At 43.2% G+C, this 20,167-nt stretch carries 15 protein-coding genes, 4 tRNA genes and 1 other RNA gene; 15 read left to right on the top strand and 5 right to left on the bottom strand.

Annotated elements, in window-relative coordinates; all coding sequences use genetic code 11:
* Nucleotides 1-18 precede the first annotated feature (18 nt).
* Complete coding sequence (locus tag ACOQOE_RS15445; protein WP_067865744.1) at nt 19-1,314, bottom strand: PqiA/YebS family transporter subunit; 1,296 nt, start codon at nt 1,312-1,314, stop codon at nt 19-21.
* 527 nt (nt 1,315-1,841) lie between these two features.
* Here ACOQOE_RS15445 and ACOQOE_RS15440 point away from each other — a divergent pair.
* Nucleotides 1,842-4,016, top strand: coding sequence for a putative bifunctional diguanylate cyclase/phosphodiesterase (locus ACOQOE_RS15440; RefSeq protein ID WP_420554402.1), 2,175 nt, complete (start codon nt 1,842-1,844; stop codon nt 4,014-4,016).
* A gap of 151 nt (nt 4,017-4,167) precedes the next feature.
* Nucleotides 4,168-4,902: a glutathione peroxidase gene (locus tag ACOQOE_RS15435; protein WP_067865750.1), complete on the top strand. Its 735-nt coding sequence runs from the start codon at nt 4,168-4,170 to the stop codon at nt 4,900-4,902.
* 57 nt (nt 4,903-4,959) lie between these two features.
* Here ACOQOE_RS15435 and ACOQOE_RS15430 read toward each other — a convergent pair whose 3' ends face one another.
* The 3 genes from ACOQOE_RS15430 to ACOQOE_RS15420 all read right to left on the bottom strand — a co-directional run bounded on the left by ACOQOE_RS15430 (nt 4,960) and on the right by ACOQOE_RS15420 (nt 9,161).
* On the bottom strand, nt 4,960-5,796 hold the full coding sequence (locus ACOQOE_RS15430) for a S1 RNA-binding domain-containing protein (protein WP_420554401.1): 837 nt from the start codon (nt 5,794-5,796) through the stop codon (nt 4,960-4,962).
* A 162-nt stretch (nt 5,797-5,958) separates the two neighbouring features.
* Nucleotides 5,959-7,302: a DUF1329 domain-containing protein gene (locus tag ACOQOE_RS15425; RefSeq protein WP_420554400.1), complete on the bottom strand. Its 1,344-nt coding sequence runs from the start codon at nt 7,300-7,302 to the stop codon at nt 5,959-5,961.
* 29 nt (nt 7,303-7,331) lie between these two features.
* A complete protein-coding gene (locus ACOQOE_RS15420) occupies nt 7,332-9,161 on the bottom strand; it encodes a DUF1302 domain-containing protein (RefSeq protein ID WP_420554399.1) in 1,830 nt (609 codons plus the stop codon).
* Between the two features lie 283 nt (nt 9,162-9,444).
* On the opposite strand from ACOQOE_RS15420, the gene ACOQOE_RS15415 reads away from it, so the two are divergent.
* The 10 genes from ACOQOE_RS15415 to ACOQOE_RS15370 all read left to right on the top strand — a co-directional run bounded on the left by ACOQOE_RS15415 (nt 9,445) and on the right by ACOQOE_RS15370 (nt 16,165).
* Complete coding sequence (locus ACOQOE_RS15415; protein ID WP_067865757.1) at nt 9,445-10,503, top strand: AraC family transcriptional regulator; 1,059 nt, start codon at nt 9,445-9,447, stop codon at nt 10,501-10,503.
* Between the two features lie 202 nt (nt 10,504-10,705).
* Nucleotides 10,706-12,484 (top strand): acyl-CoA dehydrogenase, encoded by a 1,779-nt coding sequence (locus tag ACOQOE_RS15410; RefSeq protein ID WP_420554398.1) that lies wholly within the window; start codon nt 10,706-10,708, stop codon nt 12,482-12,484.
* 60 nt (nt 12,485-12,544) lie between these two features.
* A complete protein-coding gene (locus ACOQOE_RS15405) occupies nt 12,545-14,203 on the top strand; it encodes an electron transfer flavoprotein-ubiquinone oxidoreductase (RefSeq protein WP_269454614.1) in 1,659 nt (552 codons plus the stop codon).
* A gap of 271 nt (nt 14,204-14,474) precedes the next feature.
* Nucleotides 14,475-14,562 (top strand) — tRNA-Ser (locus ACOQOE_RS15400).
* A 17-nt stretch (nt 14,563-14,579) separates the two neighbouring features.
* A tRNA-Asn gene (locus tag ACOQOE_RS15395) sits at nt 14,580-14,655 on the top strand.
* 11 nt (nt 14,656-14,666) lie between these two features.
* A tRNA-Lys gene (locus ACOQOE_RS15390) sits at nt 14,667-14,742 on the top strand.
* 34 nt (nt 14,743-14,776) lie between these two features.
* Nucleotides 14,777-14,852 (top strand) — tRNA-Lys (locus ACOQOE_RS15385).
* Nucleotides 14,853-14,892: 40 nt separating this feature from the next.
* Nucleotides 14,893-15,016: non-coding RNA, RtT sRNA (locus ACOQOE_RS15380), on the top strand.
* A gap of 212 nt (nt 15,017-15,228) precedes the next feature.
* On the top strand, nt 15,229-15,876 hold the full coding sequence (locus tag ACOQOE_RS15375) for a diguanylate cyclase (protein ID WP_420554397.1): 648 nt from the start codon (nt 15,229-15,231) through the stop codon (nt 15,874-15,876).
* A complete protein-coding gene (locus ACOQOE_RS15370) occupies nt 15,866-16,165 on the top strand; it encodes a GGDEF domain-containing protein (protein ID WP_420554396.1) in 300 nt (99 codons plus the stop codon). The genes ACOQOE_RS15375 and ACOQOE_RS15370 overlap by 11 nt, the downstream gene beginning before the upstream one ends.
* A gap of 7 nt (nt 16,166-16,172) precedes the next feature.
* Here ACOQOE_RS15370 and greB read toward each other — a convergent pair whose 3' ends face one another.
* Nucleotides 16,173-16,682, bottom strand: coding sequence for a transcription elongation factor GreB (gene greB, locus ACOQOE_RS15365; protein WP_420554395.1), 510 nt, complete (start codon nt 16,680-16,682; stop codon nt 16,173-16,175).
* Between the two features lie 104 nt (nt 16,683-16,786).
* Here greB and ACOQOE_RS15360 point away from each other — a divergent pair, with 104 nt between their 5' ends.
* From ACOQOE_RS15360 to ACOQOE_RS15350, 3 genes are all read left to right on the top strand, one after another.
* Complete coding sequence (locus tag ACOQOE_RS15360) at nt 16,787-17,215, top strand: hypothetical protein (protein ID WP_420554394.1); 429 nt, start codon at nt 16,787-16,789, stop codon at nt 17,213-17,215.
* 255 nt (nt 17,216-17,470) lie between these two features.
* Nucleotides 17,471-18,574, top strand: coding sequence for a TMAO reductase system periplasmic protein TorT (torT, locus tag ACOQOE_RS15355; RefSeq protein WP_197468033.1), 1,104 nt, complete (start codon nt 17,471-17,473; stop codon nt 18,572-18,574).
* Between the two features lie 132 nt (nt 18,575-18,706).
* A complete protein-coding gene (locus ACOQOE_RS15350; protein ID WP_420554393.1) occupies nt 18,707-20,155 on the top strand; it encodes a GGDEF domain-containing protein in 1,449 nt (482 codons plus the stop codon).
* Nucleotides 20,156-20,167: the final 12 nt, after the last annotated feature.

Genomic DNA, 20,167 nt, shown 5'->3' with positions numbered 1-20,167 from the left:
TGATTAAACATATGAGGCCTAGTTTATCTCATCTAATAGATCATTTAATGGCTCTTGGCCACTCTTGATAATGTGTAACTCATCTTTATCCAGATTATCCCATATTAAGCGAGGGTCAAAGTTTATAGCCGATAACATAGTCAGAATAACGACTCCGGCAAAAGCAGTTACGGCGATACCCGGTAATATACTAGCTAACCCGCCAAGTTGTACTAACGCGACTAAAACTGCGACGACAAATACATCAATCATTGACCAGCGCCCAATAAGTTCAGTCATTCTATACATCCATATACGTTCACTGACGCGATTTTGATGGCCCGCTTGTACGCTAAGTGCGAGCCAGAACAGCGCTAGCATTTTTACTATAGGAATTAAAATACTGGCGATAAAGACAATGAGGGCAATGGGATAAGAGCCGTGCTGCCATAAAAGGACTACACCACCCAGTATAGTACTGGGTTCGTCAGCACCTAATAAGCGAGTGTGCATAATTGGGTAAATATTTGCTGGGATGTATAGCAAGGCTGCCGTGATTAAAAAAGCCCAGGTTTTTTGTAGGCTAGCTGGGATTCTTGGGTGTAACGAGCTGGAACAGCGCTGGCAGTTGTGTGCGTCTAAATGATGGATCAAACCACAGCAGTGGCAGCTTTGTAATTGCTGTTGCATTGCACCGCCATAATTGTGCTTAGGAGGAGTTCTTTGTATTGATGATGCCTTATCTAGGCTGTGCCATAGTTGTACTCGATCTATACAGGTAATTGTTGCGATTAGACAAAGGACGAAGAGTACATAAGCCCAAAAAGACATACCAATCACAAGGTCAGCCATACCTGATATTTTAACGAAGCTGACTAAAACACCGATTAAAAATACTTCGGCCATTGCCCAAGGGTGGAGGGTAAATATAAGCCGAGCGAGTGTGTAACTCCAAGGGTAAGTGGTGTGTTTGCGTAAGGGGATGAGGATCAATAAATATGCGCAAAGCAGTAAAGAGGGAACGATTAAAATGAATACGCTCAATAGTAATGCTAGGAGAGGAAAACCTAGTATGAGTAAGTCATAACCACTTTGGATTAAGGAAACCTGTTGTTCACGGCCTTGCGATTGGAAGGCCATAAAAGGAAACGGTAGTGATAGTAGTAAAAAAAGGAGTGCGCTTGCTGCGAATGCTGTTGCCTTATTGTAGGCATTGGCCGTTTGTGAAGATAATAAGTGGCCGCATCGAGGGCAGTGCGCTTTACTGCCCTGTTTGAGCGTCGACACCTCAACAATTAGATCGCAGCAGTGGCATGCTAGATTTTCAGAAGACATGGTTCTCAATGGGCATTTTATTTGGCCTTTATATTGCTGCTGTTTTGTGTGAGATAGATCAATTTTAAGCTCACTAAGCGTGGAGATTATATCTTAATTCTAATCAAGCTAGGAAATTATCAAGTTTTTATTATTTAATTTGGTAGTTTTCTCTAAGGCGGCTAGCCTTAAAGCAGTGGCTTTATTTTGGGACGCTGGGAAAAGGTAGCTGGTCTCTGTTATTTTGTTGTGAGATAAAGCTCAATAAGTGCTGTTGAGTTTTATCTGGTGACGGGGTATCGGAAATTATTTTATTTATGGCGCAGAAGGGCATGTTAACACAGTACTAAATGGGCAAAGTGCGCTATTATTAGCAATAGGTTGGAAACCTTTTTAGTAAAGCATTTTTAAATAAGATATATATTGCGAATACAGGGGCGGTCATTGAATGACCTAGTGCTTTGCAATACATAGGTTTACAACACAGCACTATGCATGAGGTGGTTTAGTCACGTTATAGTGTGAATTTAGGGGCACCATTTATAAATATGTTTCGACAGGCTCTACAGTTTTTAACACAGCGCTCATTGGCTTTTTCAGCGTTTGTGTTTTTGATCGTGTTTTTGATAGCTATGTTTTTTGTTAATCATGAGTTCGAACGAATTCGTGACAATCAGAAGCATCAGGCATTTGTTAATCTGCTTACTTTAGGTGCCCGTCTTGAAGGTGCCATTAATTCACATCTTGTTGTTTTGCGTGGTTTGAAGGCTGAAATTGCAATTAATTCTGATATAACGCAGTCAGAATTCGCTAGGCTCGTCGATGAATACCTTCAAACCCAACTAAGCATTAGTCATATCGCTTTGGCTCCAGACCTTATTATCACTAATATTTATCCCGTTCTTGGTAATGAATCGGCCCTAGGGGTTGATTATCGTGATGTGCCCGATCAGTCTGTGACGGTTCAAGAATCTGTAATTAATGATCAGGTTATCCTTACTGGCCCAGTTGATCTTGTTCAGGGGGGGAGTGCCTTAATCGCTAGAGTGCCTGTGTTTATTGGTGTAAAGCGTGATATTTTATGGGGACTCATCTCAGTCGTTATCAACGATAAAGAGCTGTTTGCTAATGCTGGCCTCCATGAGAAGCTATGGGGGCTAGACATTGCCATTCGTGGTAAAGATGGTAAAGGGTCTGAAGGAGCTGTCTTTTTTGGACATGCCTCTACGTTTGATAATGACCCTGTTATTGTTGATGTGTTTTTACCTTTAGGAAAATGGCAGCTGGCGGCCAGCGCTAAAGGTGGATGGCAGGTAAGTCTTCAAGAAATTATTTATTTTTGGGCCGCCGCTCTGCTTGTTAGCCTAGTTACAGCCATGGCTACTTATCTTATTGCTTCCAACTATCGAGAAAAGCTTGTTGCTATAGATACGGCAAACTATAGGGCTAGCTATGATGGTCTAACAGGACTGTCCAACCGTTACCATTTTACGCAGAGATTCAAAAAAATAATTAATGAACATCAACGCCACGGCAATATATTTGCGTTGTTTTTTATCGATCTTGATTATTTTAAAGAAGTTAATGATAACTGGGGCCATCATGCAGGTGATGAGCTTTTAAGGCTGTTTTCTCAACGTATGGGTCATATTGTTCGTTCTGATGACCTTATTGCTCGGTTGGCGGGTGATGAGTTTGTGATTGTGCTGAATGATATTGAAACCGCTACTCAAGCGGAGCTGTTGGCAGAAAAGTTACAACTAGAGTTGGGTGAGCCTTACCTTATTGGCGGACAATATCTGTCGGTAACTCATAGTCTTGGTATTGCTATATACCCACAAGATGGACAGTCAGCCGATGTATTGTTACAAAATGCTGACCGAGCGATGTATGAAGCTAAGCGATCGGGAAAAAATAGAATTTATTTCTTTAATGATGAGCTAAGTCTTGAAGTTAAGCGGCATGTACAAGTACATAATGAAATCCTTGATGGTATTCGCCGAGGTCAGTTTCAGCTTTACCTTCAACCTATAATGTCCTTAAAAGATAGTAAAATCGCTAAATGTGAAGCGCTTATTCGATGGTTTCATCCTGAACGGGGGATCGTTCCTCCTGTAGATTTTATCCCTATAGCGGAGCAAACGGGAGCGATTAGAGCCTTAGGGGATTGGGTATTAGAGGAAGCCTGTCATCTGTCCAATCAGTTGACAGAGAGAGGGGTTGAGGTGCAAATCGCTGTTAACCGTTCTGTTGCCGAGTTTTTTCCTAAAGATGCGGTTGAGCGTTGGCTGAGAATTATTGATCAGTATGAAGTTGATCATCATAAATTAGTCTTTGAGATTACTGAATCGTTGTTAATGGATGGCGGAGGTAGTCAATTAGATAAAATTAATCAATTACGAGAGCAAGGGATCGCTTTTTCTATTGATGATTTTGGGACCGGTTATTCAGCCATAAATTATCTACGTCACTACCCGGTTGATTTTCTAAAGATCGATCGTAGTTTTGTTACAGATATTATGGATGATGAGCAGGACCGTACACTTGTGGAGGTGATCATTAAAATGGGCCAAACACTGGGTATCCGAGTGATTGCTGAAGGTGTAGAGACTAAGGAACAGCTAGCGATGTTAGAAGATCGAGGCTGTGACTTTATTCAGGGGTTTTATTTAGGAAAGCCTTTACCGTTTGATGAGTTTATCGCTTTTTATCGTTCTCGTTAAATTGGGTCATGGTAAATCGTGTCTAGATATAGTTTTAATCTATCGGTGCTTTTGTTTTATTAAATTTCTTAAATTATTTGATTTTCGTTATAGTAATTCCATCAACGCAAACGGGCGTTAGAGTAATAATTTTAGTATGAGGAATTGATTGATGTTACAGACAAAAGAAGGTCAAAGCGTACCACAGGTTGTGTTCCACACTCGTCAGGGTAATGATTGGGTTGATGTGACAAGCGATCAGTTGTTCAAAGGAAAAACGGTTATTTTGTTCGCATTACCAGGGGCATTTACGCCGACATGCTCTAGTACTCATTTACCACGATATAATGAGTTAGCGCCGGTTTTTTCTGATAATGGCGTTGATGAAATTATCTGTTTGTCTGTGAATGATACTTTTGTAATGAATGCATGGGCTGAAGACCAAAAGGCTGAAAATATTACGTTTATACCTGATGGTAATGGTGAGTTTAGTGAAGCTATGGGTATGTTGGTCGATAAAAATGACCTAGGTTTTGGAAAGCGTTCATGGCGCTATTCGATGTTGGTAAAAGACGGGGTGATCGACAAAATGTTTATCGAACCCGATCTGCCAGGCGACCCTTTTGAAGTATCTGATGGCGATACTATGCTTGAGTATATTAATCCACAAGCGGAGCAGCCAAAACGTGTCACACTTATTAGTAAGCCTGGCTGCGGACATTGTACGCGTGCTAAGAAGGTATTGGCTGATAACGGCTATAAATACGAAGAGATTGTTCTAGGTACCAACGGTGTTAGCTTTAGTTCTTTGCAGGCGGTATCTGGGCGTGGTACTACACCGCAGATCTTTGTCGATGGCAAGCTTATTGGTAGTGCTGATGAGTTAGAGGAGTGGGTTGCTTCATAATCCTTCCTCTTAGTATATGAAATAAAAAACGCACCTCATTGAAGTGCGTTTTTTTATTTAATCTTTAAGGCGTAGACCGCTGGGTTCTACAGTGATTTTGTCTTGTTTTAATAAAGCGCCGACCGCTTTCTTAAATGCTTTTTTGCTGAGACCAAAATGTTGGAAGATTATCTCAGGTGATGATTTATCATGCACTGTGATAAAACCGTCTTGTTCGGCCATCATTTCTAAAATTTTATCGGTTGTATCTATCACTTTCCCATAACCGGGTTTTTGCATAGATACATTGATCTTCCCGTCGGCACGTACTTCTTTTATATAGCCTTTAAACTTTTGCCCAGGATAAACCGTTTTTAATACGTCACTGCGGAAAATCATGCCCCAATGTTCATGGTTTACGATAACTTTCTGACCTAGATCTGTACGATTTGCTACAACGAGTTGAACTTCTTCACCGGTTTTGTAATTTGGAGGGGTTTTATCTAAAAACCTATCGATTTTGGTGGAAGCGACAATGCGATTGGTGTGCTTATCTAAATAAAGGCGTACAAGGTAGCGTTTATCGACTTCAACAGGGCGTTTTTTTTGCTCGCTATAAGGTAGTAATACCTCTTTAGGTAAACCCCAATCCAAGAAAGCACCAGTATTGTTGACCTCAGATACTTTTAGCATGGAAAATTCACCAACAATGGCCACGGGTATTTCGGTTGTGGCGATAAGATGGTCATCAGTATCAAGGTAGATGAAAACGCGAATACGATCACCTACTTCTAAGTCATCAGCACAGTAACGCTTAGGTAACAGAATTTCACCTAAGTCTCCGGCATCTAGATAAACGCCAAAATCTCTTTCTTTAAGTACTTCAAGGGTATTGTATTTGCCGATTTCGGCCATGGTTTTCATTTCCGGAGTAGGTGAGCTGTAACAGCATTCATTGCTAATCTAACCTATTATCCTAGCCCCTGTTGAATTAGAAAAGCCTTTTTATAAAAAAGCCTCCTCAAAAGCTGAGGAGGCTATGGAAAACTATCAAATTAAAGGAGGATAAATGGGCTATTACTTGCCTAAGCGTCTAATGGCCTGTGGTGTAAAGTTTTTATGACTAAAGCGTTTAGTAAAGTCGAACCCTTCACCCTCTTCATTGGTTAAACTACCGACTAAATAACGTCCTGATTGAAGGTCATATAAGGTTTCCGCTACAAGCCAAGGTACGTTTGCATCACGATATTGGAACTGATGAGCTTCTGCTACGCGCCAAAGCTCGCCTCGACCATCATAGTGATCAACAATCGCGATTTGCCAGCTATCTTCATCTATGTAAAAAGTACGCTTGGCATAGATGTGTCGTTCACCCTCTTTTAATGTTGCTTCAACTTTCCATACCCGATGCAGTTCATAGCGAGTGTGTTCAGGGTTCATATGACCAGACTGTAAAATATCTTCATATTTTAGGCCTCTGTCTGCTAGCTTGAAGCTATTGTAAGGAATATAGACTTCCTGTTTACCTACAAGATTCCAGTCGTAACGATCAGGCGCGCCATTGAAAAGGTCTAAGTTATCCGTGGTGCGTTGCCCGTCACTTGCCGTTCCCGGTGCATCGTAAGCAATCTGGGGAGCTCTACGTACTCTTCTTTGGCCGGCATTATAGGTCCAAGCTTGGCGAGGCTGGGTGATTTGGTTCATTGTTTCATGCACCAAAAGTACATTACCGGTTAGGCGTGAAGGTGCTTTGACCTCTTGAACGAAATAAAACAAGATATTCTGGTCTTTTTGAGGATCAGCACCGTCTTCTAAGGCGCTTGGCCAAGACATTTTCTCGTTTATTTTTACCGCGGTATAGCTACCATTGGCTTGTACAGGAACTTGCACAAAAGTACGTTCCAAAGCCCCGCCTCTATATCGAGTCATATGATTCCAAATGACTTCTAGTCCATTGCTAGGGATAGGGAAGGGGATTGCTGTTGTAAAGTCTTTTAGGCCGTTGCCTCCATCGGTTAACGTGGTCGATATGGCATTAGCTTTAGCTGCGGTATAGATATGATCGGGTAATGCAGCGGTTCGGTGAGTCGGATAAACAGGGATAGAAAAACTATCTTTGTAACGCTCTAACATTGCTAGCTGGCCGGGCGTCAAATTATCTTTATACTGATCGGCATTGGCCGCTGTAATTGTAAATAATGGTTTTTCGTTAGCAAATGGGTCGGTATAACGGTCAGTTGATGTGGCTAAGCCCCCCTTCCATGCAGGAATGCTTCCCGATGAATTAGCGGCTTTTTCTGCGCCAATTGGTGTCAATGAATCACCGAGTTTAGCTGCTTCTTCAGCAGTTGTAGCTGAATATGCTGCAGATGAAGCCAAAATAAGGGCAGTGCTCAGCAGCAGTCTTTTAGTTTTAAGCATTGATGATATCTCCATCTGGTAAACGCTTCTTAGAAAGAAACGGATGCGCTGAGTGAAAGAAAGTCGCGGTCTTCAATTGAATTGAAGTCACCACCAAAGTAATCAGTGTATGAAAGCTGGACTGAGTATCTGTTAAGGTAGTCAGCGGTTAAGCTTAGACCTAGTGTTTTCTCATCCTCATTGAAGCCTGCACCGGGTTGAGGGCCATAACCCTCTAAACCGTGCTTAAAGCTAATCTCTGGTGTTAAGTTTACACCTGCAAAAACATTAGTGTAATTAAGATTGGCTCTGACTACATAACCATATGAGTCTTGAGTAACGAAGCCATCGTTATCGCCAGCCGCATAACCGTATGCACCATGACGGCCATATTTTAGAGCGTTCGCGCTTTCATCTAGACTGTGAACATGGGTCCAGCCGAATTCACCGATTAAGGTTAAGCGGCTTGCGCCTAATACCCGATCATGAAAGCTAATCAAGCTAGTTTGGAACTGTGAAACATCAAAGGTTTGATAACCGTCTACTTCGCTATCAAACGAAGCACCGTTGCCGGTTGCATCCTTTATATAGTTATCTAAAGCTGTATTCCCTGTCGCACCGGCGGTTAGAATACCTGCTATTAACGAGGTTCCGTTGATTTGCATAGGGACATCTTTTTTATGGCTGATCTCACCTGACCAAGCTATGTCACCAACGTTTGTGCTAAAACTCAGACCGAGCATTTTAATGTCTTCTGGGTATTCAACATAATAAGATGAGCCTAAGGTTGCTGGAAGGCCACCAAAGAAAGCCCCAACGTCATAGACACCACTAGTGATGGGTAAGCGGCTATGGTACTGCGCAGCATAGAGACCAAATTCAGTATTGTTGAGCTCTTCTGCAAAATAGCGGAAAGCGATACCAAACTGACCATCATCATCGGCTTCACGTCGGCCATCGGCATTTCTATAAACGACGGGGTCTTGTCCGCCTAACGCAGCGGGGTTATTGAAATAAGTTTGGTCATCAAGAGTGCCTAGAGCGCCACTACCTATACGAATACCGTCACAGCCTTCGCCGACAAAGTCGTTGTTTGAAAAGTAGGTGCCGCAGCCATCAATCGCTGTGGGTTCCCATTTAAGTTGGTAAAAACCTTCAACACTTAGGTTATCGGTAACACCTAAAGATGCAAATGCCATATTAACAGGCAGAAGGCCTTCTTTTACTTCAGCGCCAGCCCGTCTGAATGAACTAACATCCACTGGGTTGATCGCATTTAAGCCACCTTGTATAAAGGTGCTTTCGCCCCAGTTGATAACTTGTCGACCTAAGCGAACATCAAGCGGCTTTTGAGCAATATCAAATGACCCATACCAATAGGCATCGAGTAGCTCGAAGCCGGAGAACTTGGCAAAGTCATTAAAGCCAGAATCATCTAATTCTGTATCTGGAATGTAGCTGTTCGCGGTATGGCCGTGTGCACGGGCCCCATTTTCCAATTCTAAGTCGTACCAATATTTTGCGCGGGCAAAGAAACCTACATTCTCATAACTTAATTCAAGGTCATGGACCCCTTTAACAATCTGAGAGAATGTTTCTCCTTTTTCGAAGTTTTGGGTTGCATCATCATAGCTGCCACCGCCTTTACTTGTACCCCCATTCGCTGGCGAAATTAGTGCTTGAGAAGGGTCATCCATTCGCCAGCTAGCGCCGACTGAAATTTGAGAATCTAACCGGCCTTCTATCTCGCCTAGATTAAATTCGAGGGCTTGAGCTTGATTGATGGACACGACAGAACCCACCAATATTGGAAGTAGTCGATGTGTGAACATCGGAGTTTGGTTTTTGCTGCGGTGCAAAATCCTATTTCTTATTGCCATTTCGTTCACCTAGCATTGTTATTTTTTTAAAAGGCGCTAATTAGTATTACTTCTAAGATAGCCGACTTTCTGATAAAGCGCCTTTTTTCAGGTGCTTTGGGCGTAAAATAGAGTAAGGAACCCTACACATAATCTATGTCTGCGACTTGAGTCTCAATAACAATTGACTCCACATTTATTAACAAAATTGTTCTTTGGGCTTGATAAATATACTACTTCGGGTCAACAATGAAGAGGGAAATGCGTTTCATGTTAACCAATATTAATTGTAGGTAGTGAGATTATGGAGCGTAAAATTACTGTGCCGGCAGGCTATGTACGGCACCTTCTGCAACTAGTTCAAGAACAGGGTTTTAGTGTTGATCAACTGTTAAATCAGGTGGGTATCAGTCCTTCAGAGGTGGGAAGTCAGACCGAGTTTCCAGCGGATAAATTTGGTCTATTATACCAACGTATATATTACATCGCTCAGGATGAATATTTTGGCATGTTAAGCGGAGGGAAGGTTCCGAATGGGACTTTTCGCATGATGTGTCATTGTTTGATTCATTGCCCTACGTTGGAAAGAGCGATCTACCGTGCAAGTGATTTTCATGAGATCTGTCGTGGAACTCAGGTTAAGCCGTTTTTAGTACGCAAAGGGCGATATGCCAAAGTTTCGTTCACTACAACAGATGCTTCCGGCGCGTCTATGGAGGAGCTGTTGGTTGATGAGAATCCAGGTCGAATTAGAACCTCTCTTTCCATGTGGCATCACTTTTTATGCTGGTTGATTGGTAAGCGTTTGGAGTTAAAAGCGGCTTATTTTTCATTCTCTGAACCTGATGATGTAGCGCAGTATAAAACTCTTTTTCAATCTGAAGTTAAATTTGATCAGCACGATAATGCCATTGTTTTTCCTGCCCGCTATTTAGATTTTCCTATAGTGCAAACGCCCGAAACTCTACGTAGTTTCCTGAAAACAGCGCCCTATCAACTGATTGTAATGGTGGATGATGATGCGAGTCTTAAATCGCAGGTTGTTGCACTGATTGGTAAAGATTTTAGCCAAGAGTTGCCTAGTGCTGAAGAGGTTGCTTACCGTCTACATATGTCGGTTTCTACACTACGTCGGCGCTTATTAGAAGAGGATACCTCTTATCAAAAGATTAAAGATGAGAGCCGTAAAATGGCGGCGCTTAATTATATGAACTCTCCGCAATTATCAATTAATGATGTGGCTGGTTTGATGGGCTTTGATGAGCCTTCCGCTTTTTTCCGCTCCTTTAAAAAATGGACAGGTATGACACCCGGTGAATATCGTCGTAGCGATACATATTGTCAGCAGTTAGCTTCTTCTTGATAGGGCTGTAACTTATAAAATTTAGGGTTTTTTAATGTCTTGACCGTTATTGTTAGCGAATAAGGTATTAAATGTTATTGCTGGTTTGGTGTGCTAAATAGATCATGTTAATAGCATTTCCCGATGTGATTATAGTTCCTTTAGAATAATAAAATGTGGCCTATTATTGATAGGTGGGTTACAGAACGGAGCAAGAGTAGCAATGAGTGATTATCGATATCCCTATCAAGATGGTGTTTTTGTTTTAAATCAGTTGGTGGGTTTAGAACAAATTTGTCAGCAGGCAGGTTTGGACGATTTTGCTGATGGTCTCGCGGAAGCGGTACTTGATGAGGCTGCGAAACTTGGCAGTGAGCAGTTGGCGCCATTGAACGTTACTGGTGATAAATTAGGTGCATCCATTGAGAATAATAATGTGTCTGAAACGCCTGGTTTCTCAGATGCATATCAACAGTTTTGTGATGGTGGCTGGCCTTCACTTGCGGGCAATCCCGAATTTGGAGGGCAGGGCTTACCGAATGTATTAGCCGTTGCGGTTAATGAGGTTTGGCAGTCGGCGAATCTTGCTTGGGCACTTTGTCCACTGTTAACGCAAGGGGCTATCGAAGCGATCGAAACTCATGGAAATGATCAACTTAAAAAACACTATCTGCCTAAGTTAATTAGCGGTGAGTGGACTGGAACCATGAATTTGACTGAGCCTGATGCAGGTACTGATCTGGCAGCGCTCAAATCTAAAGCGGTACCTGAGGACGATTATTACCGTATCACTGGGCAAAAAATCTTTATTACTTGGGGTGATCACCAGATGACGGACAATATTGTTCATCTGGTTTTGGCTCGTCTTCCTGATGCACCTGCAGGTGTTAAAGGTATCTCGCTCTTTGTTGTACCTAAATACCTACTCGATGAGAACGGCAATCCAACTGAACAGCGCAATGATGCTTATGCCGTTTCTCTTGAGCATAAATTAGGTATTCATGGTAGCCCGACTTGTGTGATGAGTTTTGGTGATAACGGGGGAGCAATCGGTTATCTAGTGGGTAAGGAAAACCAAGGTTTAGCCTGTATGTTCACAATGATGAACGATGCGCGGCAAGGTGTTGGCTTACAAGGTTTGGCGATCTCCGAAAGGTCGTATCAGCATGCTGTTACCTATGCTAAAGAGCGAATCCAAGGGACGCTACGGGATGGTTCACGTATTAGCATTATTAAGCATCCGGATGTGCGCCGAATGCTTTTGCAGATGAAATCGTCAATTCAAGCAATGCGTGCGTTGGTGTATGTGGCGCGTGCCGAAAGTGACTATGTAAACAATGCTGTCGATGCTGAGGCTAAGTTAAAACATCAGAAACGTAATGATCTATTGACCCCTATTGTAAAAGGCTGGGTGACTGAGTTAGCACAAGAGCTGACTTATCTTGCGGTACAGATCCATGGGGGTATGGGGTTTATTGAGGAAACAGGCGTTGCTCAATACTATCGTGATGCACGTATCTTAACTATCTATGAAGGTACAACAGGGATTCAGGCTTTGGATCTTATTGGTCGCAAGACCCTTGTGGATGGAGGTGATGCGGTTACCGATCTGCTCTCTGAAATAAGCAGTGATTTAAAGGAAATAGACCATCCAGAGTTGCAAGACATTGTTAGCGCAACACAGGCCGCGGTTGAGCAAGCGAGCATCGCTAAACAATGGGTTTTAGAGGTTGCTGCAAAAGATGCTTCAGCGGCAGGGAGTGCGAGTGTCAGCTATATGATGCTAATGGGCTATCTTTGCGGTGCTTGGTTGTTAACTAAATCGGCAGCTATAGCGCAAGAAAATCTCTCTAAAGAGGGGGCTGATAGTGACTTCCTTAGTGCCAAAATTATCTCTGCCAGTTTCTTTACCGAACAGATGTTACCTAGGGTTAGTTCTTTATTAGTGGCCATGCAATCTGGTGGTGAGACCGTTATGGCTATGAGCGAAGAGCAGTTTTAAGCTGCGATCAGATAAGTATATAGATCGCGCTTAATACCCGAAAAAATTGAGGTGAAAAATATGAATGCTGTGGCTAGAGAATCCATGGAATTTGATGTGGTTATTGTCGGTGCTGGCCCTGCTGGTTTATCCGCTGCATGTAAATTAATGCAGCAAGCGCAGGCGGCCGAGCAAGAGATGACGGTTTGTGTGGTTGAAAAAGGATCTGAGGTGGGGGCGCATATATTGTCTGGTGCCGTGGTTGAAAGTCGCGCACTCGATGAGCTTTTTCCTGAGTGGAAAGAGCTAGGTGCGCCTTTAAACACCCCTGTAGTTGAAGATCAGATCTTCATGCTAAAAAACGAAACCTCCTCCATAAAAGTACCTAATATGTTTGTGCCTAAAACTATGCACAATCACGGCAATTACATTGTTAGTTTAGGGAATCTTTGTCGTTGGTTGGCGGAGCAGGCTGAGCAGCTTGGTGTTGAAATTTTCCCCGGTTTTGCTGCATCCGAGGTGCTGTATAACGAGGATGGCAGTGTTAAAGGGATTGCGACAGGTGATATGGGTGTTAGTGCATCCGGCGAGCACAAAGATGGTTATATGCCGGGTATGGAGTTGCATGCTAAATACACCATTTTCTCTGAAGGTTGTCGGGGGCATTTAGGTAAGGAACTGATCGAACGCTATGATCTTGCTGCTCAATCTGATGCTCAGCATTATGGGCTAGGTATTAAAGAGCTATGGGATGTTGATCCAGATAAACACCAGCCAGGGCTTGTACTGCATGGTTCGGGTTGGCCGTTAACAGGCGAGAGCAGTGGTGGCTTTTTCCTTTACCATACTGAAAACAATCAAGTTGTTGTGGGTTTGATTGTTGATTTAAACTATAAAAACCCTTACTTAAGCCCTTTTGATGAATTTCAAAAATTGAAGCATCACCCTGTTCTTAAACAGTATTTAGACGGCGGTAAGCGCGTCTCCTATGGAGCGCGAGCAATCACTAAAGGTGGTTTTAATGCACTGCCTAAGATGACTTTCCCTGGTGGTATCGTTGCGGGCTGTAATGCAGGTACGTTGAATTTTTCAAAAATCAAAGGTACGCACACGGCGATGAAGTCTGGTATGTTGGCGGCTGAGGCGATCTTTGACGCGCTGCAGTCCTCGTCTGCTGGTGGGGAAAATCTAAATAGCTTTGCAGATAAGTTTAAAGCTTCTTGGTTATATGATGAGTTATTTAGCTCTAAGAATTTTGGTCCAGCTATGCATAAGTTCGGGCCGTTATTAGGCGGAGCTTTTAACTTTATTGATCAGAATATATTTTCCGGGAAATTGCCTGTAACACTGCATGATAATCATGAAGATTATGCACAGTTAAAGCCGGCGGCAGAGTGTGAGCAAATTACGTATCCAAAACCGGATGGGGTGCTTAGCTTTGATAAACTGAGTTCAGTTTTTCTGTCTAATACTAACCATGAAGAAGATCAGCCTTGTCACTTACAGTTAAAAGATCCATCTATACCGCTTGGGAGTAACCTAGAGCGCTTTGCTGAACCTGCACAACGCTACTGCCCTGCTGGGGTATACGAAGTGATTGAGGAGGCAGAGGGGAAGCGGTTTCAGATTAACAGCCAAAACTGCGTACATTGTAAAACATGTGATATTAAAGACCCTGCGCAAAATATTCGCTGGGTGGTGCCTGAAGGAACAGGCGGGCCAAATTACCCAAACATGTGATTTTTTTAAGGTTTTTTATAAGAAATACATAATAGAGGGAAGATATTGACCCATTAAGGGGATGAAGGAGTAACGTTAATGGGATCAGGATATTGACCTAATGGTTATAATTTGATCTTATTTGGTTGCTTTGTTGTGTATTTCTGTACACTATCTAACCGCTTATTTTTATTGTGAAAATAGTTTCATAATAATTCAGCTTTTTTCAGTAAAAAGTCGCGTTATTGGTTGACACAAAAACTCAATCCTATAATATACGCGCCGTTCCTGCGGAGGGATGGCTGAGTGGTCGAAAGCACTGGTCTTGAAAACCAGCGGTCCGAGAGGGCCCTAGGGTTCGAATCCCTATCCCTCCGCCATTTACTGGAACTAGAGTTCCCTGATAGCTCAGTTGGTAGAGCAGTAGACTGTTAATCTATTGGTCGCTGGTTCGAGTCCAGCTCAGGGAGCCAATCTAAGAGATGGGTCGTTAGCTCAGCTGGTAGAGCAGTTGGCTTTTAACCAATTGGTCACAGGTTCGAATCCTGTACGACCCACCACTCTTTTATTATGTGAGTATCATCGCAATACTGTGGGTCGTTAGCTCAGCTGGTAGAGCAGTTGGCTTTTAACCAATTGGTCACAGGTTCGAATCCTGTACGACCCACCACTTATAAGAATCCAGCCCTGCGCTGGTTTTTTTATGCCTGTAAAAAATGCACGAGTACAGGATGAGAACCGTTAAAGGTTCGATTCGCATGACGAAGTCATAAGAAAACATCGGAGCTTGCGACGATGGCCCGAAGGGCAACAGTAATCCTGTACGACCCACCACTTATAAGAATCCAGCCCTGTGCTGGTTTTTTTATGCCTGCAAGAAATTCAGTGAAAATTTTTAAGCCTACCTTTCTCTAAAGGTTAGCGTTTAAACGCCTTTGGTTTAGTTATTGTCTATGGGGCGTTTATCTATCTTTTTAAACTATACAAACTATTTGCTAATTGGAGTGTCACAGTAGTAGTTCTAGTTGTATTTATAAGGAATGGCGATGCTTACCCCTGACCAGTGGGTGTTAGATGAGAGTGAAGGTTCAGTCCCTTTAGCTAAGTGGCAAAAAACAATTGATGTTATGGCGCGTGTCTTTAACGCGCCGGCAGGCTTTATTGTTCAGTATGCACCAGAAGGGTTCCAAGTCGTGATCTCAAGTGGTCAGGCATCGAACCCTTATGATGCTGGCGTGACGGTTCCTCAGGATACTAATCTTTTCTGTAAAAAAGTTGTCGAGCAGCAGGAGTTGCTTTACGTTCCTGATGCGTCAACTGACCCTTATTGGAACACTAATCCAGAAGTGAGTGACGATGGATTTTGTTCCTACCTAGGCTTGCCTGTTAAATGGCCGACAGGCGAGCCTTTTGGCACCATTTGTGTGATGGATTTTAATGCCACTAATTATCAAAAAGATTATGTTGATCTGGTGAGTGAGTTAAGAGATTTAATTGAGGCTGATCTTAAAATCCTATCGCGGTATCAAATGATTTCTAATCTTGCTATGACTGATGAGCTGACTGGACTTTATAACCGGAGGGGGTTTTATTCCGTAGCTCAGCAATATATTGCCTTGGCTAAACGCTCGAAATTGTCGCTGGGGCTTCTGTATATGGATATGGACGGTCTTAAGAGGGTTAATGATGTCTAACGGGCATTTAGCCGGTGATCAAGCGTTAAGGCGCTTAGGTAAAGCTTTGGAAGAGACGGTAAGAGAGAGTGATGTCGCCGCTCGGTTATCGGGTGATGAGTTTGTGATGCTGGTCGCGATACGTAATCTTGAGCAGCTAACCCAAATTGCTGAACGAGTAGTCGACCGAATAACTAAGGACGATATCCGTGTAAGTATTGGCTCGGTATTAATGGATGATAGCGCGCAGACATTAGAGTACTGGATTGGGGAGGCTGATCGGCGGATGTATGAAAATAAAAATGCGTAACCGGCTTTTAGGGGGTGTATCTAATCCCTACAATTTCGTAATAGACTTCACTTCCATCGGGTTTCTTGAGACAAATTTCGTCCCCTAGCTGCTTTTTTAAGATAAGACGCGCCAATGGTGAATCTATGGAGATAAAATCAGCTTCGATACCAATCTCATCCGGTCCTACGATGCGGTGTGTTCTTTCGTTGTCATCTTCATCGATAAGGGTTACCCAAGCACCAAAGAATACAGTGTCTTGCTTTGATGGCTCCGGTGCACGATCGACCACTACCATGTCTTCGAGACGTTTTGATAGGTAGCGAACTCGCCTGTCAATTTCACGTAACTGCTTTTTCCCATAGATATATTCAGCATTTTCTGACCGATCACCTTGGGCTGCAGCCTCTTTTACCGACTGCGTGATTTCAGGCCGTTTTACTTTCCATAGATATTTCAGCTCCTCATTTAAGCGAGCGTAGCCTTCAGCGGTAATATATTTCGAGCTGCGAGGCTGTGGTGGACGCCACCTTCCCATAAATTATCCTTATTTTTTATGATTTTATAGTAAAGAATTCTAGCCTTTGGTCGATAAAATTGGGATTAGAAATCAGTATTTATTTTTACTTATTAGCGAGTAGTATGCGAACAGAGCAGATTATCAATCGAATTGAGGGCTATACCTCTACTTTGAGCCAAGCGGTTCAAAGTGGTAGTGGTGCGCAATTCTCCATGCTGCTGAGTTTGATTCATTCTAATCAAGCGCTCATTAAATCGGAGTCCATATCTGAAGGGTCCGGTGACTTTAAGCTTCCTGAAGTCCAAAGTACCTACCCAGATCCAAACGAATTATATAATGCGCAAGTAACTGAAAGGTTAAATGTTGCTGTGCATGAGGGATTAGTAGGGGATTTCGCTTACGTTAATAGTTACATCTATAGTCATAGTCATATGCCTCGTCAGCAAGCTCAGGCGTCTGATGAGTATGCGAAAGTCGGTTTGATGTCGACAGGGCAGTTACTTATTGGTGAAATTGAGCGTTCTAAGCAGCAGATTCGAGCTGCGGCTTAAAATAACTCCTCTCTGTTTCAATTAGAGTGTTTTTAACTCAGCGTTCTGGCTGTTTCCCCGTTGTCTTTTTCGACCTTCCAGATAAAAAGCTGCTATCTTGTACACTGTGGATTTTTAAAAGATCAACGCTGACTGTGTATAAATAGGGCGCGATGCGTTTTATCCACGTATGCAATACGACACCGGTTTTATCTATTTTAGCGGCACTTTGTGAGTGCGTTTAGGTAAGTTATGGGCTGTGGTGATTCTTGAATAATGATGAGATGTAGTTTAACAACCTTGATCTCTATCCTGCTTCTAAAGTGCGCTGTTGTGACGGTGTATGCTCAGGGAGGTGTTTCTTGGTACCCCTTTCCTGTAGAAGTTCAGGGGCACTCTATTGATGGTGAAAAAGAAAAGAGTATTGCGTTCTACAGCCCATTAAAGGCCGCTCAAAAAACGTGGCGTATCTGTACATCCTTCCCCCATATGAAAGACTCCTATTGGCTGGCTGTTAACTTCGGTGTGGTCAGTGAAGCGCGTCGTTTAGGGATTAACTTAGAGGTGCATGAAGCGGGAGGCTATGATCATTTGCAGACTCAATTGCAACAGATCCGTAAGTGCGTGGAGGAGGGAAGTAACGGCGTTATTATTGGTGCCATCTCTTATAAAGGGTTAGATGATCTTGTTGAGGAGCTTCATAATAAAGGTATACCGGTTATTGATGTGATTAATGGCATGTCATCTTCACGTGTGGCTGCCCGCTCCTTAGTGTCCTTTGAAGAAATGGGGTTTAGTGCTGGCACTTATCTTGCTCAGCTTCATGCCACATCAAATTCACCTGCAAAGGTGGCTTGGTTCCCCGGACCTGAGGGTGCGGGTTGGGTGTTAGCGGGTGATTTGGGGTTTCAGAAGGCGTTGATGGGCAGCGATGTTAATATCGTTGCTAAACGCTATGGGGATACGGGAAAGTTAGTGCAGACAGCCTTGCTAAACGAGGTGTTAGATATGCAACCTGATATTGATTATATCGTGGGTACTGCTGTCACGGCGTCTGCGGCCATTAAGGTGTTACGTGCCCGAGGGTTAAGTGACCAAGTTAAGATCCTTGCTTATTATTTTACGCCTGAGGTCTACCGAGGGATTAAGCGAGGACAGATTGTTGGAGCGCCGACTGATTCTGCGGTTATTCAAGGGCGAATTGCAGTCGATCAATTGGTACGAGTACTGGATAAAAAAACCTTTATTCGCCATGTGGGCCCCGAAATTTATGTGGTTGATCAAAAAAATATAAACGCGTTAGCGCGTTTAACGTCATTGGCTCCTAGCGGTTTCCGTGCGACTTATTCAGTGGGGGTTCGCTTGAAAGGAGAGGACTGAATCGGCGGGTATTTGGACAGGGTTTAAGGGCTATGTATGTTCAATTTTTATCTGTGAAATAAGGCATTAGATGTGTTAATACAGAGGCGAGTTGTAAAGCTTATAATGTTTGTTCTGGCGTTTTTGATTTCGTTGATTGGAATCAATGGCTGGGGCTGGGCTTTAGGGGATCACGCCGCCAAAGTTTGGTTAGATAAAGCCGAGCTGGAAACCCAGCAGATTACCCATATTAGCCTTAACTGGATGTCGCTTTTTCATTCAGAGTTGAGGGGAGTAGCCGCCCTCTTTTATGGCTCTCAATCTATTACAGAGGATGAGTTTTTTAAAGGGGTCGAGTTGATGGAGGAGATTGAGAATGAATCAGTAATCCCATTAACCAGTGTGGCCTATGTTTCGGTGATGAATAGCAATTCTCCCAATATGGAAAGTAAAGTGCGCTATAGCACGGATGTTCATGGGGTGCTTTCTAAAAAGGGTGATCTTAGAGCGCAGCCGATTATTGCTCCGGTTTTGCGCCAAGCGCTGGCGAGTCCTTCGCAGGTGGTCTTAAGTCCTATGTTTATTGATGATTACGGCAAACTATTTATCGCCTTTGCGTTTAGTGCTGCCAATGATAATCAGCCCGGTGTTGTTCTCTCTTTAGTTAATTTAAGTGATTTTTTTGCAGATTTAAGCGTGCTGCATGTACCGAATGGTTTAAGGCTGCGAATGGTTGAACGCCTTCCCGTGGGTGAAGGTGATCGCGAGGTGTTGGTTGAACATCTGATGATTGGTTCGCCGGATACCGACGATATTGTTGAAACGTTTTATTATCAGACGCGCTCGGGTAATGCGCGCTGGGATTTTTATTGGGACGTTGAGGCGAACTATCAGGGAGGTATCAATAAGGTATTGGGCTGGGTGGTCCATGTTGGAGGGACTGCGTTAGTGTTAGCGTTATTTTCCATTATTGGTGCGCTGGCTCGGCAAAATATGTTGGTTATCAATCAAGTGAAGACCCGGACGCATGAGTTAGCAGAAGCGTCGGCTGCCTTAGAAAAGAGTAATGAGGAGTTACGAGAGCTTGCTAATAGGGATTCGCTGACCAATGCTTATAATCGCCGGTATTTTATGGCGCAGGCAGAAAGCGCGTGTGCAAGAAGTAAGCGCTATAGGTTACCGTTAACCCTACTTATGCTAGACGTGGATTACTTTAAGCAGATCAATGATCGTTGCGGCCATGCGTTTGGTGATGCTGTTTTGTTAGACATTGTAAACGTGTGTACCCGTGAACTGCGAGAAGTGGATAGTTTTGGTCGAATTGGTGGTGAGGAGTTCGCCATGCTGTTGCCTGAAACCTCTCTAGACGCAGCTTATGCGGTGGCTGAGCGGTTACGGCATAAAGTATCTGAGCTGAGTTTTAATGATAATGGCGAGCTTATTAGCGTCACAGTTAGTCTTGGTGTATCGCATTTATATACTAACGATGAGGATACATTAAATAGGCTACTTAAACGGGCTGACGAGGCACTTTATGCGGCAAAAGAAGGAGGGCGAAATCGAGTGGTGGTTTATGGTGAGGGTAATAGCCAGCTAACTTAGCGTGGGATAAGT

This window comes from Neptuniibacter marinus (assembly GCF_965223595.1).
GTDB classification, from domain to species: Bacteria; Pseudomonadota; Gammaproteobacteria; order Pseudomonadales; family Balneatricaceae; genus Neptuniibacter; species Neptuniibacter marinus.
This window is presented reverse-complemented; position numbering and strand designations above follow the sequence as displayed.

Coding starts and splice junctions, on each gene's coding strand:
- ACOQOE_RS15425 (WP_420554400.1), bottom strand. CDS start 7,302: ATGCTTAAAACTAAAAGACTGCTGCTGAGCACTGCCCTTATTTTGGCT.
- ACOQOE_RS15410 (WP_420554398.1), top strand. CDS start 10,706: ATGAGTGATTATCGATATCCCTATCAAGATGGTGTTTTTGTTTTAAAT.
- ACOQOE_RS15360 (WP_420554394.1), top strand. CDS start 16,787: ATGCGAACAGAGCAGATTATCAATCGAATTGAGGGCTATACCTCTACT.
- torT (WP_197468033.1), top strand. CDS start 17,471: ATGATGAGATGTAGTTTAACAACCTTGATCTCTATCCTGCTTCTAAAG.
- ACOQOE_RS15430 (WP_420554401.1), bottom strand. CDS start 5,796: ATGGCCGAAATCGGCAAATACAATACCCTTGAAGTACTTAAAGAAAGA.
- ACOQOE_RS15445 (WP_067865744.1), bottom strand. CDS start 1,314: ATGTCTTCTGAAAATCTAGCATGCCACTGCTGCGATCTAATTGTTGAG.
- ACOQOE_RS15420 (WP_420554399.1), bottom strand. CDS start 9,161: ATGGCAATAAGAAATAGGATTTTGCACCGCAGCAAAAACCAAACTCCG.
- ACOQOE_RS15370 (WP_420554396.1), top strand. CDS start 15,866: ATGATGTCTAACGGGCATTTAGCCGGTGATCAAGCGTTAAGGCGCTTA.
- ACOQOE_RS15415 (WP_067865757.1), top strand. CDS start 9,445: ATGGAGCGTAAAATTACTGTGCCGGCAGGCTATGTACGGCACCTTCTG.
- ACOQOE_RS15375 (WP_420554397.1), top strand. CDS start 15,229: ATGCTTACCCCTGACCAGTGGGTGTTAGATGAGAGTGAAGGTTCAGTC.
- ACOQOE_RS15405 (WP_269454614.1), top strand. CDS start 12,545: ATGAATGCTGTGGCTAGAGAATCCATGGAATTTGATGTGGTTATTGTC.
- ACOQOE_RS15440 (WP_420554402.1), top strand. CDS start 1,842: ATGTTTCGACAGGCTCTACAGTTTTTAACACAGCGCTCATTGGCTTTT.
- ACOQOE_RS15435 (WP_067865750.1), top strand. CDS start 4,168: ATGTTACAGACAAAAGAAGGTCAAAGCGTACCACAGGTTGTGTTCCAC.
- greB (WP_420554395.1), bottom strand. CDS start 16,682: ATGGGAAGGTGGCGTCCACCACAGCCTCGCAGCTCGAAATATATTACC.